The sequence below is a fragment of the Pseudomonas sp. B33.4 genome (genome assembly GCF_034555375.1).
Taxonomy (GTDB): Bacteria; Pseudomonadota; Gammaproteobacteria; order Pseudomonadales; family Pseudomonadaceae; genus Aquipseudomonas.
The window spans coordinates 2,941,216-2,954,232 of record NZ_CP140706.1 but is presented as its reverse complement, the minus strand read 5'-3'; the positions used below and the strand labels follow the sequence as shown (position 1 = coordinate 2,954,232).

16 protein-coding genes and 1 tRNA gene are annotated in these 13,017 nt (G+C 55.2%); 11 read left to right on the top strand and 6 right to left on the bottom strand.

The window, feature by feature from the left end; translation table 11 throughout:
- The first annotated feature begins 19 nt into the window (after positions 1 to 19).
- From U6037_RS13040 to U6037_RS13030, 3 genes are all read left to right on the top strand, one after another.
- Positions 20 to 250, top strand: coding sequence for a hypothetical protein (locus U6037_RS13040; RefSeq protein ID WP_322847041.1), 231 nt, complete (start codon positions 20 to 22; stop codon positions 248 to 250).
- A 118-nt stretch (positions 251 to 368) separates the two neighbouring features.
- Positions 369 to 599, top strand: a complete 231-nt coding sequence (locus tag U6037_RS13035; RefSeq protein ID WP_008082703.1) for a hypothetical protein — start codon at positions 369 to 371, stop codon at positions 597 to 599.
- A 269-nt stretch (positions 600 to 868) separates the two neighbouring features.
- Positions 869 to 1,153 carry a hypothetical protein gene (locus tag U6037_RS13030; protein ID WP_242207186.1) on the top strand — a complete coding sequence of 95 codons (285 nt, stop codon included), beginning with the start codon at positions 869 to 871 and terminating at the stop codon, positions 1,151 to 1,153.
- 66 nt (positions 1,154 to 1,219) lie between these two features.
- On the opposite strand, the gene U6037_RS13025 is transcribed toward U6037_RS13030, so the two are convergent.
- Positions 1,220 to 1,306, bottom strand: a tRNA-Leu gene (locus U6037_RS13025).
- A 415-nt stretch (positions 1,307 to 1,721) separates the two neighbouring features.
- Positions 1,722 to 2,414 carry a hypothetical protein gene (locus U6037_RS13020; protein WP_322847040.1) on the bottom strand — a complete coding sequence of 231 codons (693 nt, stop codon included), beginning with the start codon at positions 2,412 to 2,414 and terminating at the stop codon, positions 1,722 to 1,724.
- A 1,297-nt stretch (positions 2,415 to 3,711) separates the two neighbouring features.
- Between U6037_RS13020 and U6037_RS13010 the strand changes: the two genes are divergently transcribed.
- The 7 genes from U6037_RS13010 to rffA are packed head-to-tail and all read left to right on the top strand — an operon-like array spanning position 3,712 to position 9,653.
- Entirely contained in the window at positions 3,712 to 4,884 is a 1,173-nt protein-coding gene (locus U6037_RS13010; RefSeq protein ID WP_322847039.1) for a hypothetical protein, read from the top strand.
- Positions 4,881 to 5,573, top strand: coding sequence for a WbqC family protein (locus tag U6037_RS13005; RefSeq protein WP_322847038.1), 693 nt, complete (start codon positions 4,881 to 4,883; stop codon positions 5,571 to 5,573). The genes U6037_RS13010 and U6037_RS13005 overlap by 4 nt, the downstream gene beginning before the upstream one ends.
- Positions 5,570 to 6,547 (top strand): glycosyltransferase family 2 protein, encoded by a 978-nt coding sequence (locus U6037_RS13000; protein WP_322847037.1) that lies wholly within the window; start codon positions 5,570 to 5,572, stop codon positions 6,545 to 6,547. Before U6037_RS13005 ends, U6037_RS13000 begins: the two co-directional genes overlap by 4 nt.
- Entirely contained in the window at positions 6,544 to 7,224 is a 681-nt protein-coding gene (locus U6037_RS12995; protein ID WP_322847036.1) for an acetyltransferase, read from the top strand. The genes U6037_RS13000 and U6037_RS12995 overlap by 4 nt, the downstream gene beginning before the upstream one ends.
- 7 nt (positions 7,225 to 7,231) lie before the next feature.
- Positions 7,232 to 7,648 (top strand): GtrA family protein, encoded by a 417-nt coding sequence (locus U6037_RS12990; RefSeq protein WP_322847035.1) that lies wholly within the window; start codon positions 7,232 to 7,234, stop codon positions 7,646 to 7,648.
- Positions 7,645 to 8,511, top strand: a complete 867-nt coding sequence (locus tag U6037_RS12985) for a class I SAM-dependent methyltransferase (protein ID WP_322847034.1) — start codon at positions 7,645 to 7,647, stop codon at positions 8,509 to 8,511. The genes U6037_RS12990 and U6037_RS12985 overlap by 4 nt, the downstream gene beginning before the upstream one ends.
- Positions 8,508 to 9,653, top strand: a complete 1,146-nt coding sequence (gene rffA / locus U6037_RS12980; RefSeq protein WP_322847033.1) for a dTDP-4-amino-4,6-dideoxygalactose transaminase — start codon at positions 8,508 to 8,510, stop codon at positions 9,651 to 9,653. Before U6037_RS12985 ends, rffA begins: the two co-directional genes overlap by 4 nt.
- Before the next feature lie 268 nt (positions 9,654 to 9,921).
- Here rffA and U6037_RS12975 read toward each other — a convergent pair whose 3' ends face one another.
- Positions 9,922 to 10,077 (bottom strand): hypothetical protein, encoded by a 156-nt coding sequence (locus U6037_RS12975; RefSeq protein WP_322847032.1) that lies wholly within the window; start codon positions 10,075 to 10,077, stop codon positions 9,922 to 9,924.
- Between U6037_RS12975 and U6037_RS12970 the strand changes: the two genes are divergently transcribed.
- A complete protein-coding gene (locus U6037_RS12970; RefSeq protein WP_322847031.1) occupies positions 10,059 to 10,331 on the top strand; it encodes a hypothetical protein in 273 nt (90 codons plus the stop codon). The genes U6037_RS12975 and U6037_RS12970 overlap by 19 nt on opposite strands.
- A gap of 57 nt (positions 10,332 to 10,388) precedes the next feature.
- Here the strand turns inward: U6037_RS12970 and U6037_RS12965 are convergent, their stop codons facing one another.
- The 3 genes from U6037_RS12965 to U6037_RS12955 all read right to left on the bottom strand — a co-directional run bounded on the left by U6037_RS12965 (position 10,389) and on the right by U6037_RS12955 (position 12,755).
- Complete coding sequence (locus U6037_RS12965; RefSeq protein ID WP_322847030.1) at positions 10,389 to 11,438, bottom strand: acyltransferase; 1,050 nt, start codon at positions 11,436 to 11,438, stop codon at positions 10,389 to 10,391.
- Positions 11,439 to 11,667: 229 nt separating this feature from the next.
- Entirely contained in the window at positions 11,668 to 12,210 is a 543-nt protein-coding gene (locus tag U6037_RS12960) for a lysis protein (protein ID WP_322847029.1), read from the bottom strand.
- Positions 12,192 to 12,755, bottom strand: coding sequence for a glycoside hydrolase family 19 protein (locus U6037_RS12955; RefSeq protein WP_322847028.1), 564 nt, complete (start codon positions 12,753 to 12,755; stop codon positions 12,192 to 12,194). Before U6037_RS12955 ends, U6037_RS12960 begins: the two co-directional genes overlap by 19 nt.
- Positions 12,756 to 13,017 lie beyond the last annotated feature (262 nt).

The following is a 13,017-nucleotide window of genomic DNA, read 5'->3' as shown; positions in this document are numbered from 1 at the left end:
AATCAGCTGCGGTGACGCCATGGAAGACATTTTCGTCGTGAAGCGTTGCAACAAGATCATTATTCACGGTCGACGCGCCGGTGACAGCCAGCATGATCCAGCCGAAGCGCATAGCTGGTTTCGCATCTGCGATACGCGTACTGGCGGCTTCATCGGCGATGGCTACGACGAGGAAGAGGACGCACGACGTGAATGCAAACGCCTCAACGCAGCCAGTTCCCCATTACCGGCCCGCGAATCGTCCGGCTGATGCCGATCAGAACCGGGTCTATACTGAAACCAGCTGAAGGAGCAGCGCCCCACGGCAGAAGGCTCGCAACACGCGGGCTTTTTGCTGCAGCTCAGGTTTCATAGAACGGAGGTGTTCCATGTCCGAAAAAGAGTCCATCACCACCCTCCTCACCCTGCTCGACGCCCGGCAAGCGCGCCTCGCGGCCGCCTGCAAAGAGATTGCCGACTGGGTCGACCACCAAGGCGGACACCCGACCGCCCTGCGCATCCGTGACCGGCTGAACGATATCGAGAAGGATGCTCCGCTGATTCGCAATACGCTGTCGGCGCTCAAGCCTGTCGATCGGCCACTGCCTCGGTTCAGATGACACCGATCGCACCAAGGCTTTTTCAGAGTTTGCCTTCACTGCGGTGACACACGGGTCACCGCATGCTTGTCTGTCCGCCATATTCTTTTCCGGCGACGGCACCTTTCACAGAACGACCGCAACTGTGCGCCTACAGTGGAATCACTTCTTTGCACCACAACATCAGCCCACCCGCCCGCATGCGGGTGTTCTTTTGCCTGCGACCCAGTCGCCGAACGGTGTGATCCGTGAGTTGTCATAACTCATACACGTCGCAAAGGAGACGGTTTATGGTTATCCATTTCAACGTCGACGGGCATCTGGCCTGTGGGCACAAAGGCAAACAGCTTGCGGCAAGCCGTGAGCTCAACCGCGTGAAGTGCCGCAGCTGCCGCAATACCGATGCCTACAAGCAGGCACGAAAAGATCAGCGTAACGCTGCCCGCAGAATGTCTCGTCAAGGCAAAGCCACGCACAGCGCAACAGACTGGCGCGCAGAATGGATCGATCGGCTGACAGCAATGGCCGGTCTTCAGCGCTTGCCTCGAGGTTTTAGCGGCCAGGCATTTGTTTAGCGCTAAGTAAAAAGCAGGCACAAAAAAGGCCTGCATGAGAATACTCATGCAGGCCTTTGATATTCATGGTGCCCGAAGCCGGAATCGAACCGGCACGCCCTTACGAGCGGGGGATTTTAAGTCCCATGCGTCTACCAGTTTCGCCATTCGGGCGGTAGCGCGGTGTTGCTGTCTTCTGCTCCAGAAGTGGAGATCCTGACAGGATCCAACCTTGAGCAGCAGAGCGGGAAATATATACATCACTTCCCGGCGAAGCAAGTTTGCAATGGCCGTATTTCAAGACTAAATCTTGCAGCGCAGTGCAAATAAAAAAGCTCCGTAAATCATGGATCTACGGAGCTTGTTTATAGTGGAGGCCGAGGTCGGAATCGAACCGGCGTAGGTGGATTTGCAATCCACGCTACAAAGCTAAGTAGATCAATAGGTTAGCACGCGATGTGTTACGCAAGCTACTGATTTCTAAAGCCCCCTAGGGCACGCCCCATCAAGGGGACAAATATCGTTGCGAACTCTTTTCACGCCCGACCAATCGCGAGACAGTCAGCCCGCTAGCTCCGTTGATAGCTATCTACGTAGTGGCTTGAACCTCATTTTCAACCCTATTTTCTGACGGTGCACCTCTCCCCGACAGATGCGTTGCGAACGTATTGGGATGCTCGGCGAGGTACTTCTGGATATCTAGGGCAGTCTTATAGGCACCATGGTCGGCCGCAAAAAAGGCTCCCGCCCATATCATCACACTTAACACGGTCAACCCTATGAAGAATCCAAAAGGGGGAATTTTGATGGTCAGCGCGATCGAAATCACTCCCCCAGTCAGAAGAAGGAGAATGGCAAACGTCAGGCCAAACATTGCCCCAAATTTGTCTGCCTTTGTGATCTTGACCAGTGGGTGTGGCTCCCCTGGCGTGACCACCAGGAACCTAGCGACTCTCCGAATCTGCTCCCGATTCCAATAACCTAGGCTGTCCAATTTGACCAGAGCTGCGATCTGCAAAGAGCTGCCTCTGATGCCTGACACGATACGAAATATCTCATGTTCTACGGAGTCATCCAGGTAACGCTTTACTCTGCTCTCTACCGGAATCCCGGAAGCCAGCTGCTTTAAAAGCTTGTACCGCTTTTCGATGAAGTGCTTGTCATGAAATTCCATAATCTGATTCAACATGGATATAGATTTGACAATCACTGCCACCAGCACACCTATGGCGGCCGCAACTGCACCGTCGCTGCTGAATAGCGCCAGTACCTGCTGGTACATACCGCCTCCCTCTCAAAATGGCAAGAAGGCACTTTGCCATCGTTGCTATTCGATTTCCAGCTTCGTACGTCTTGATCGATACGATGATGGATTGGGCGCAGGTCTCCGCCAACACCCCAGCCTGAAGGGCTCACCCGCTAAAATCTCTTCGCTTTGTAGCAATTTCTAAGCAATCCGCAATCACTGCCTGACAGGGGCACTAACGGTACTATGCTTGTACTTTTTCTCGAAAGGAGGCGATGCCATGCCAGACGAATATTCGTTATCGGACGTGCTAGAAAGGATGTACCAGAATCAGCTCGCCCTAGAGGCAGCACTGATGTAGCTGACGCTTCATTCTGAGAAGCAAGGGATGAGCGAGGTCGGAGACAACGTACGGGGCGCCTTATGGGTAATTGGCGAGAACGCTGGACACATCAAGCAAGGCTTAGCCAAGCTGAAGGGAAAGGGGGCGTCCTAGATCCCAGTCGCTGTAGCTCCCCCTAGTCAACCAGGACATGGATCGATCAGTCCAATTTGGTCCAGAAAGAAATTTCCAATCTGTCGAAAAACCTGAGAGCAGAATTACACCGCTTTGCTTCAAGGTGTCCAGTAAGCTTTCAGGAACAATTAAATCAAGGGCTTAGATCAAAACCATACTTGCTCAATCATGCCAAAACACGTTTATTGGTACGAGATCTTGCTTCGCTGCCCCTCAACTCGCCTCGCGTCGTCCGCCACGATGCGGTGCTTTTTCTTTCCATAAGGTATTAAAACGATGACTGCAACGAACAGGCGCCCCTGCCGCATCGCTTGCCCCCCCCCCCCCCCCCCCATTTACCACAAGGCCGAAAAACTCAGAGGGCGAATAGGCCCGCACGGCAGAGCGAATCGACGTTGACGGGCGGTCCAAGTGGCAACCACTGCCAAATGGCTGCTAGTGACGACAGACTGATGGTGATGTGAAGCTCTAGCAATCCCTGAAGCTCCCGCATGGCATACGGGGGGGGGACGATACGATTCGACACGCTCTGAACTACTTGAGCCGAGACAACTGGAGTCCAAAACAGACCGAATCCTCGCTGATGGGCTGGGAGGGTCACTGGTATCCAGATCGACACACGCACATCTCGAACGATGACGATCACCAGATGGACTCCGATTACCTATTCGACTTGCTCCAGCTCACGCCACTATTCTGATTTTGATGCTCTGTCCCTGATCAGCTCCCTGGCCACCCCGAGACGCCGTTGGCATTTGTTGTAAATTTCAACGCTTTAGACTAACCTCGCAGATTCGCCCCGTATTAGAGCAGAGCATGGATTTTCCTTCGATCGGGGATGCGCCCCAGTATCTTGAAGTGGCTACCGCGTGTGCGCATTTCCTCCTAGGCAGCGATGACCCGGGCGCTACCTGTTATCACGACTATCGCCCCATCGGCATTGTGATTTACTACGCCATCCCGTTGCTGTTCACGGATGATCCAATTCTGGTGAGCTATATCACTCTGTTCCAGAATCTGCTTTTCTTTGTGCTGCTGATCTATGCTGGTCTCACGCTTCTGCGACGATTCTCTAGCGTCGAGAACGGCGCTTTGCCGCCCGGCGTACAGAGACGGCCACTCATCGGCGATGTTTCGCTTGTTATTCTGATCACACTGTTCTCAATTGGCTACATTTCAGTGCGTCTGTCCGACCTTCAAAGTCTGACGCTATTCCTACTGTCATTCTGTTTGTTAAGCGCTGATGGACTTAACCCAACGAAAGGCAAGGCATTCCTGGCAGGGATACTTCTTGGCGCCTCGATCCTGATGAAGCAAAATTTCGCGGTAAGCGCGGTATTGATCGTGCCACTGTGGCTTGCCCTAATTAGCAGGCGCGATATTAAATCCGCGCTTCCATCACTCATCTGCTTTTGCTGCGGTGCATCGCTGGGATTCGTGCAAATTTTGTGGGTATATCTGCATTCAGGTGTGCCGTGGCTATACGACTTGCGCGCGATGGCCGCATTCGATCCAGCCAATCGTCAGCCCTATGTCGAACTGGCCGTGTACATGGAGCCGACAGCGGTTGTTTATTTCTCGAAGCTGGCAGCGCAGGTTCCGGAGATTCAATATTTCGCCACAAAGTTCTGGATAGGCCTATCCAAATTCTACTGGGCGGTGTACGCAGGACGGCCGCCGGCCGACGCATTGGCGCCGATAATCGACTACACAGGCGCCGAGATCACCGGCACCGTGATCGCATTCCTACTGGTTGCGATCCTGTCTTTTGCCTCGATCGCGTCTGGCCAGCCGTGGCTCGCGGTACTGGTAATCACCGCGTTCTGCTCGGTATCACTTAGCATGGCAATTGCGCACGTCGAGAACCGCTACTTCTACTTCCTGCGTGTTGTGTACGTGATCTACTTTATTGTGCTCATCCGTAGCGCGCTCGCGCGATGGAAGCGCCGGCGTGCGCCAGTCGTGCCTGCAGTGGCAGACCGACAATGACCAGGAAAGTCGCCATTCTCCAGTCGAACTACGTACCGTGGAAGGGTTACTTCGATCTGATCCGCTCAGTTGACGAGTTCATCCTGTACGACGAGGTGCAGTACACAAAGAATGACTGGCGCAATCGTAATCGCATCAAAACCCAAACCGGCGTGCAATGGCTGACGATTCCCGTCCGCCAGGACCGACTAGGACAGAAGATCAGCGAGACGCGAGTAGTCGATTCGCGCTGGGCAGCACGACACTGGAGAACTGTCGTTAACAATTATGCGCGTGCGCCCCACTTCGAAAAATATGCTCCTATGGTCGAAGCGTGGTACAGCGAGGCCGGTGCGTGCGAACTACTGTCAGATATTAATGCGTTTTTCATTCGCGAGGTCTGCGCGATTTTCGGCATCACCACCCACATTACTTCATCAAGAGACTATGAGCTCGAAGGCGACCGGGTCGAACGGCTGGTTGGCATCTGCCGGCAGGCGGGTGCGGATATTTATCTGTCAGGCCCGGCCGCCAGCGACTATCTCGACGAAACTCTCTTTACCAATGCTGGTGTACGCGTCGAATGGATGCAATATGACGGCTACCCGGAATATCCGCAGCTCTTTCCGCCGTTCGCGCATGGCGTGAGCATACTAGATCTGCTTTTCAACGTCGGCCCCGAGCATGCGGCTTTCATGAGGGTCCGATGATGTTAAAGCTCTCCGTGGTGACCAGCCTTTATCGGTCGGCAGGCTACATCGACGAGTTTTATCTCCGCATTGTGGCTGATGCGCAAAAACTCACATCGTCTTTTGAGATTGTGTTTGTCAACGATGCGTCTCCCGACGATTCATTGGAATTGGCGCGCCGGTTGTGCGCGTCTGACCCCCGCGTCAGGGTGATCGATCTCGCGCGCAACGTCGGTCAGCATCGCGCACTAATCACCGGCATGCGCTACGCAAGCGGCGAGCATGTTTTCGTAATCGACGTCGATCTCGAGGAAGAACCGGAGAATCTTGGCCGCTTCTGGCACGAGATGGACGAGGACCCGGAAACCGACGTGGTGGTAGGCCAACTCGAGAAGAAGACACTTCCGTTCGCGAAAGCCTTCACCAGCGACCTCTTTTACAAAGTGTTCAACGCGCTCTCGCCGGTGCAGGTATCAGATCGCGATATCGTCTCGCGGCTCATGAAACGCAGCTATGTGAGCGCTCTACTGCAGTACGGTGAAACGGAACTGTTTCTTCCCGCAGTCTGGAAAGATGCGGGATTCAGACAGAAGCGCATCGTTGCGACAAAAATATTCGATGGCAACTCGTCGTACACCTTTCGCAAGAAGTTAACGATGGCAATCGACGCGATCACGTCGTTCAGCAGCAAGCCGCTTACCGGGATCTTCTACCTGGGCCTACTTTCGTCGGGCATCGCGACGACAGTGATTCTCTACCTCCTCGCGCGAAAGCTGTTCTGGGGGCATGTGTTTCTCGGGTGGACGTCGCTGATGGCCGCGCTGTTCCTGATCGGCGGCGTCATTATCTTTTCGATTGGAGTGGTCGGAATCTACATCTCCAAGATCTTCCTCGAGGTGAAGAGGCGTCCGACTTCGCTGGTTAGAGCCATCTATCATGACGACCGCGCTCACGCCCCACCTGCGAGCGATGAATCGTGTAGGGAGCGCGAATGACAGGATTGATCATCTTCGGCGCGGGACCGTTTGCACAACTGGTGTACCGGTACGCGACAAACGATCTCGGCATGCAGGTTCACGCATTTACCGTCGACGAATCGTATCTGCCCGACGGAATCTCAGAGCTCGACGGCATACCATTGCTCGGCTGGCAAACAGTGTGCAATCGCTTCGCACCCGCTGACGTGATGGTGTTCGTCGCGGTTGGCTATCGAAGCATGCTGGCAAGGGAAAGCGCGTATCGCTCGATTAAACAATGCGGCTACCCACTTGCCAATCTAATGCATCCGACCGCGTGGATCGCCGCCGATGCGGTTATCGGGGATAACGTGATTGTCATGCCCGGCGCTGTCATCGAGACGGGCGTTAAGCTCGGCTCGAATAACGTAATCTGGTCGAACGCCACCCTGTGCCACGACAGCAAAATCGGCGATCACAATTTCATCGCCGCCAATGCGACGCTCGGCGGCAATGTCACGATCGGTGCTCGCAACTTCATCGGCTTCTCGGCCGTGGTGATGCAAAGCAGGCGCATCGGAGACGATACCCTGATTGGCGCCCAGTCGATGGTCAATCGCGACACGCAAGACCTCTGCGTCTATGTTGGTGCGCCGGCGCGGCGGCTACGCACACTCGATCCGGCAACGGCCGTAACCGTCAGCGATCAGGGGTGAGTACGTGATGACATCACAATCGCGCGCGTCGCTCGCCCAGCTGCTTCGCTATGGCCTCGTCGGTGGGGCCGTGAATTTAGGCGGCTATCTCCTGTTCATATTAATCACCTGGCTAGGAATGGAGCCGAAGGCAGCAATGACGGTACTTTATGTTGCGGGCGCGAGCGCTGGATTCTGGAGCAACCGCAACTGGACGTTCGGCCACCGCGGCGGCATCGCCGGGCCGGCATTCAAGTACTTCGGCGCTCATGTTTGCGGATACCTCCTGAACTACGTGATTCTCGCGGTCTTCGCCGACCACCTGCACTTTCCATATCGCGTCGTGCAGGCGGTGGCGATACTAGCGGTAGCGGGCTTCTTGTTCGTCACATTCAAGTTTCTTGTGTTTCCTCGTCCCGATCCGATCGCCAGGAGCAACCCGTGAAGCGGTGCCTCAGTTGCGACACCTTGTACCCGGTCAGCGATATGGCCTGCCCGGCTTGCCGCTGGCAGCCGGCACTGGAGAATGGGCTGCCGACATATGCGCCAGCACTGAGTGCGGAAAGCCCTGGCTTCAAGGCAAGCCACTTTGCCGAGCTCGCTGCAGTCGAAACCGGTAACTTCTGGTTCGAAGCTCGTAATCGGTTGATCATTTGGGCGCTACGCCACTATGCGCGCGACTTTGGCTCATTTCTTGAAGTGGGCTGTGGCACCGGCTATGTGCTAACCGCGCTCGCCGCGGCTTTTCCGCAAGCACGCGTCGCAGGTAGCGAGATTTTTTCGGCAGGGCTTTCGTTCGCGGCAAACCGTCTGCCCGGCGCTGGTTTCATGCAAATGGACGCACGTGACATTCCGTTCTCTGGCGAGTATGGCGCGATCGGAATGTTCGATGTGCTCGAACACATCGTGGAGGACGAAACGGTGCTGAGCCAGGCACACGCCTCGCTAAGACCGGGCGGTCATCTGCTGCTGACCGTGCCTCAACATCAGTGGCTGTGGAGTGCCACCGACGAGTATGCATGTCATGTGCGCCGCTACGCCGCTGCCGATCTGCACGCGAAGGTGCGCGCCGCGGGATTCTCGATCGTCCGTAGCACGTCTTTCGTCGCAATGCTGTTACCTCTGATGATGCTGTCGAGGTTCAGCCGTCGCGGCGTCGATGCTGAAGTAGCTGGGGCAGAACTCAGTGTCGCGCCGTGGTTGAACCGCCTGCTCAGCGCGGCAATGGTGGCCGAAGCGCGGATGATCCGCACAGGCGTCGATTTCCCGGTGGGCGGCTCGCGTTTTCTCATTGCAAGGAAGTTATGATCCATATCCCGTTCAATAAGCCGTATATGACAGGGCTAGAACTTACCTACATCTCCGACGCGCACGCAAATCTACAATTCGCGGGCGATGGAGCATATACAAAGCGCTGCCATGCATGGCTCGAAGCGCGCACGGGCGCCGCTCGAGCGCTGCTTACGCATTCATGCACGGCGGCGCTAGAGATGAGCGCCATACTCGCAGGAATTAGGCCCGGCGACGAAATCATCATGCCGTCCTATACATTCGTATCGACCGCAAATGCGTTCGTATTGCGTGGCGGTGTGCCGGTGTTTGTCGATATTCGCGCGGATACGCTAAATCTCGACGAACGTCTCATTGAGGCCGCGATCACGCCGCGCACGCGCGCGATTGTGCCGGTGCACTACGCGGGCGTTAGTTGCGAGATGGACTCGATCCTCGCAATCGCGCGGCGTCACAACATCCTCGTGATAGAGGACGCGGCGCAAGGCGTAACGTCTACATATCGAGGAAAGGAACTCGGCAGTATCGGCGATTTTGGCACGTACAGCTTTCATGAAACCAAAAATGTGATCTCCGGCGAGGGCGGTGCGCTGCTCGTCAAAAAGCCCGAGAGCGTACTGCGCGCCGAGATCATCCGTGAGAAAGGTACGGACCGGAGCCGCTTTTTTCGCGGCGAGGTCGACAAGTACACATGGCAGGAGGTCGGCTCGTCGTTTCTGCCTGGCGAACTGACAGCGGCTTTTTTGTGGGCGCAACTGGAACAGTCCGACCGCATCGGGAGAGAGCGCCTCTCGTCGTGGCGCTATTATCATGAGTGCCTAGAGGCCGCCGAGGCGGCCGGCATCCTGCGCCGCCCGATCGTGCCCGACACTTGCACGCATAACGGGCATATGTACTACGTGCTGCTCGCCGCGGATGTGGATCGCGACGCAGTGCTCCAACGCATGAAGCAGTATGGTATCGGTGCGGTATTCCACTATGTGCCGCTGCACACGGCGCCGGCGGGGCGCGCTTTAGGGCGTGCACACGGCGCGCTGCATGTCACCGAAACGCTACCTGCGCGACTTATCCGTCTGCCGTTATGGGTGGGATTGACACATAACGAGCAGAACGAAGTAATTGACGTGCTGTTGCGCTCCATAGACCTTGCCAAACGATAATCCGATGTAGATGTGAGAGCAGGTCGAATGCAAGTAGATAGGTCTCGGCCTAGGGTCGGGGGCGATCGTCCACCCTGCACAACCGTAGATCAGAGGTCATAACAGATCGTTGGGGTCGGTCGGGTAGAACCGGGAGGGGTCGACTGGCTTGCCGGCCGCGACTGCCTCCTGAGTTGCGGATATATTTGCCAGACGAGCCCCCCCCATTTACGATCGCCATCGCAGACGTCATCTGTTCTGGGATGTCGGTCTCGAATGTCGTGCGGCGTCAAGAAAACTTCGTGAACAGCACCATCCCTTCAATCAGCACGTCCTCCTTGCAATCATCGGACATCGAGTCGTCGAGCATCCGAATGATGCCCCACGCCCACGGCGGCAGCGCACTGCTGTCGAGCGACAGCCCCAGTGACAGCAGCAACGCCATCTGATTTTCGGCGCCAGCCAGTCGCCGGTCAGCTGCAACTGCCCTTCGTCCAACTGCTCGATATCGAACGGTTGATCGAGAAGTATGTCGTCTGGGTTGTGCCCGGTGCCTATTTTGCATGGCTGGCCGACACGAAGCGCGATCCATTTGAACGCCAACCCGGCGAAACCCGAGCGATCGCCGCATGCCGCGCCATCGTCGCAGCGAAGATCGGCAACACCGTCAGCGTTCCCGCCGAACTAATCCAGTTGTAAACCTAAACCTACGCCTCACAGCCTGCCGGTGAACGGCAGGCGAGAAAAATGGCGGCGCTACTGCGCATTCAACGATTGAGCAACAGGCTTTACAGGCTCGCTCCTAAATACCCGTTTAATAAAACGGGTATGAAGCTTGTGCTCAAACCAACCAAAGGCGCAGCCACCAATAATTGAGCACAGCATAAAAATCGCAAAAACTCCAGAGAATCGCATTTCCACATTATAGGCTTTAAACAGGGCAATCAAAGCACCAATGATTATCATATGAACAAGATAAATACCGTACGAATAATCTCCCAACCGAGTAACGACAGAAGGGAAACTTATCTGCTTCGAAGCAGCAATCAAACAGACAAAGCTGAACGACTGCATAATAAACATCGGACCAGGTGAGGGAAGTCTCATATTATTGCTAACTGCCCAAGTGCAAATTGCAATCAAAACAAGGTAAAAAGGTGGAATTCGTTCAAATCTTGAAAGCCCGCCAATCGAAGCAATCAATCCTGCGATAAAAAAGATCGGATAAGGCGTTATTAGGATCCCCCACCCTGGCTGAGCAACAGGTGCAAAAGCCTGTGCCGTATCGATGTCGCCAATAACCTTATAGGCGTCAACAACGATGATCACAGATAGCCAAGCAGCGCAGAACCACAACATATTCTTGCGAGATGCCCTCATTAGCATCAGCGCAAATACAAGCACATAAAATGCCATCTCATAACAGAGCGTCCAGTAAGGAATTTTATAGCTATTATTTACTAGCAGTGTAGGCAACAATAACGCAGACCTAAAGTCAAAAGTCCAATCGACACCGAGCGGAACTAAAACCAACCAACTAACTACTATGGCCAACCAGTAGGGCGGATATACTCGCGCAACACGATTCCAAAGAAACATCTTACCTTGATCTAGACACATTCCCATGACATAGCCAGATATCACGAAAAACAAACTAACACCCATGCGACCAAAATTAATCATCAGAAATGGCTGATAATCTAGACCTTTAAAGTAACAGGTAAAGAATGTTACGTGCTGAAAAAGAACAAAGAAACAAGCAAGTAACCTTAGGGCCTGTATCCCGCCCACATAGTCTTTCTGCATTTACTTAGATTCCATTGTGGTGATTAACGAATGACGCCGAATGCTGCTGATTGAATCATCGAAGTCGCATGGGTCGGTCATTATCACACTTAAGTCGGTCGTATTCCAAAAAATCACAGTAAAAGTGCATCTCCCTCTCCCCCTACCAGCCTTGGCTGGACTTCTAGGGACCATCTGCGGGTACGGCGGTCGATCCGGATGTCGACGCATCCGGATCGGCCGCTCTTTTTCACTTCGATGTTGAGACTTCTCTGGCGTATGCCTGACAGGCCGCGAGGGCGATCAGCCCCCGGTCGCCGTCAACGATGATGCCGATAATTCGGTGAGCATGCGCCGGGTCAAGTTCGGCTCTTGTGGAGCCATGAACCACGCCGCCGGTGGCGGTGGTGACTGACACCGATCCGTTGCCGGCGCCGGTGGTGGCGTCGAGTAGGACTGACAAGCGCAGATCAGCAGTGGCAAGGCGGTCGCGCAGGCGACCTTGATTACGCTGGGCATCGCTCAAGGCTCGGTAATGGGTTTGTTCGCTGGATGCCAGGCGCTGCTCGAGCGCGAGGCGTTTGTCCTGTTCCGCACGCCGTTGCGCGGCCGTGGCCAGATTCAGTTGGTTGAGGGTTTCGGTGTGCAGCCGGGACTGCTCGCTGAGGCGACTACCGTAGCGCCAGTCCTGCACCTGCCAAGTGATTGCTGCGGATGTGCCGGCCAAGGCGATCAGTAGCACCGGTTTGACCATCAGCCGATACGGCGCTGGCATCAAGTCGCCGAAACGCAAAACACCGCCCTCGCCCGCTCCCACAGTTCGAGCCGATCCTGCAGGCCATTAAGGCCGCCGTTGATTCTTCGGGTGATCGCGTTGAATTCGTTTTGATCCGCGAGGGAGTTCAACCCATTCACCGACCAGAACCACGCGGCTGACTCAGCAGCCCATTGCGGCAGCTCCAGCAGCTCCGGAGTGCGTAGCAATCGCTCATCGCCGAACAGCGCCAAGCTGCAGCGCAGGTAGTTGTCATGGCCGGTGACCTGGATCAGTCCGCGACCGCGATAGCGTTGTCCATCGCCATCCGCTGCAGGGGTGTTGCCCAGTTTTGCGGCCAGCGTACCCGTGTCGTATTTGCTCAGGTATTGATCGCCGCCCAGCTCGCGCACGTACTGCAGTTGACCAGACTCGTGACCGACTTGAGCCAAGAATGCGGCTTGGCGTTTCGGTGTGTTGATCTGTCGATGCGCCATAGCTGCGTTGAGGGCGGAAACAGAAACGCCCGCTTGGCGGCGGGCGTTGGGCATGATGGTTTGAATCTGCTGCGTCGTTATCTGCATAAATGCTCCAAATGAAAAAGCCCGCTTTACGCGGGCTTCTCAGTTAATTGACATTTCGATCAAAGGGTACATTTCGAGGTGGTAGGGTGGCGGACCATTTCATGCGCGCATTCTAAGTCAGCATTCCTCTTCTCCACGAATGGCGGCAACGCTGCTGCTGCAAATGCGAGCATCGGCACGAAATAAAGGGTTAGGTACAGTCTTCCAAGCATCACAAACTACCTTTCTGGTGGGTTTCAGAGACGCTAACGAAAAACCAAAC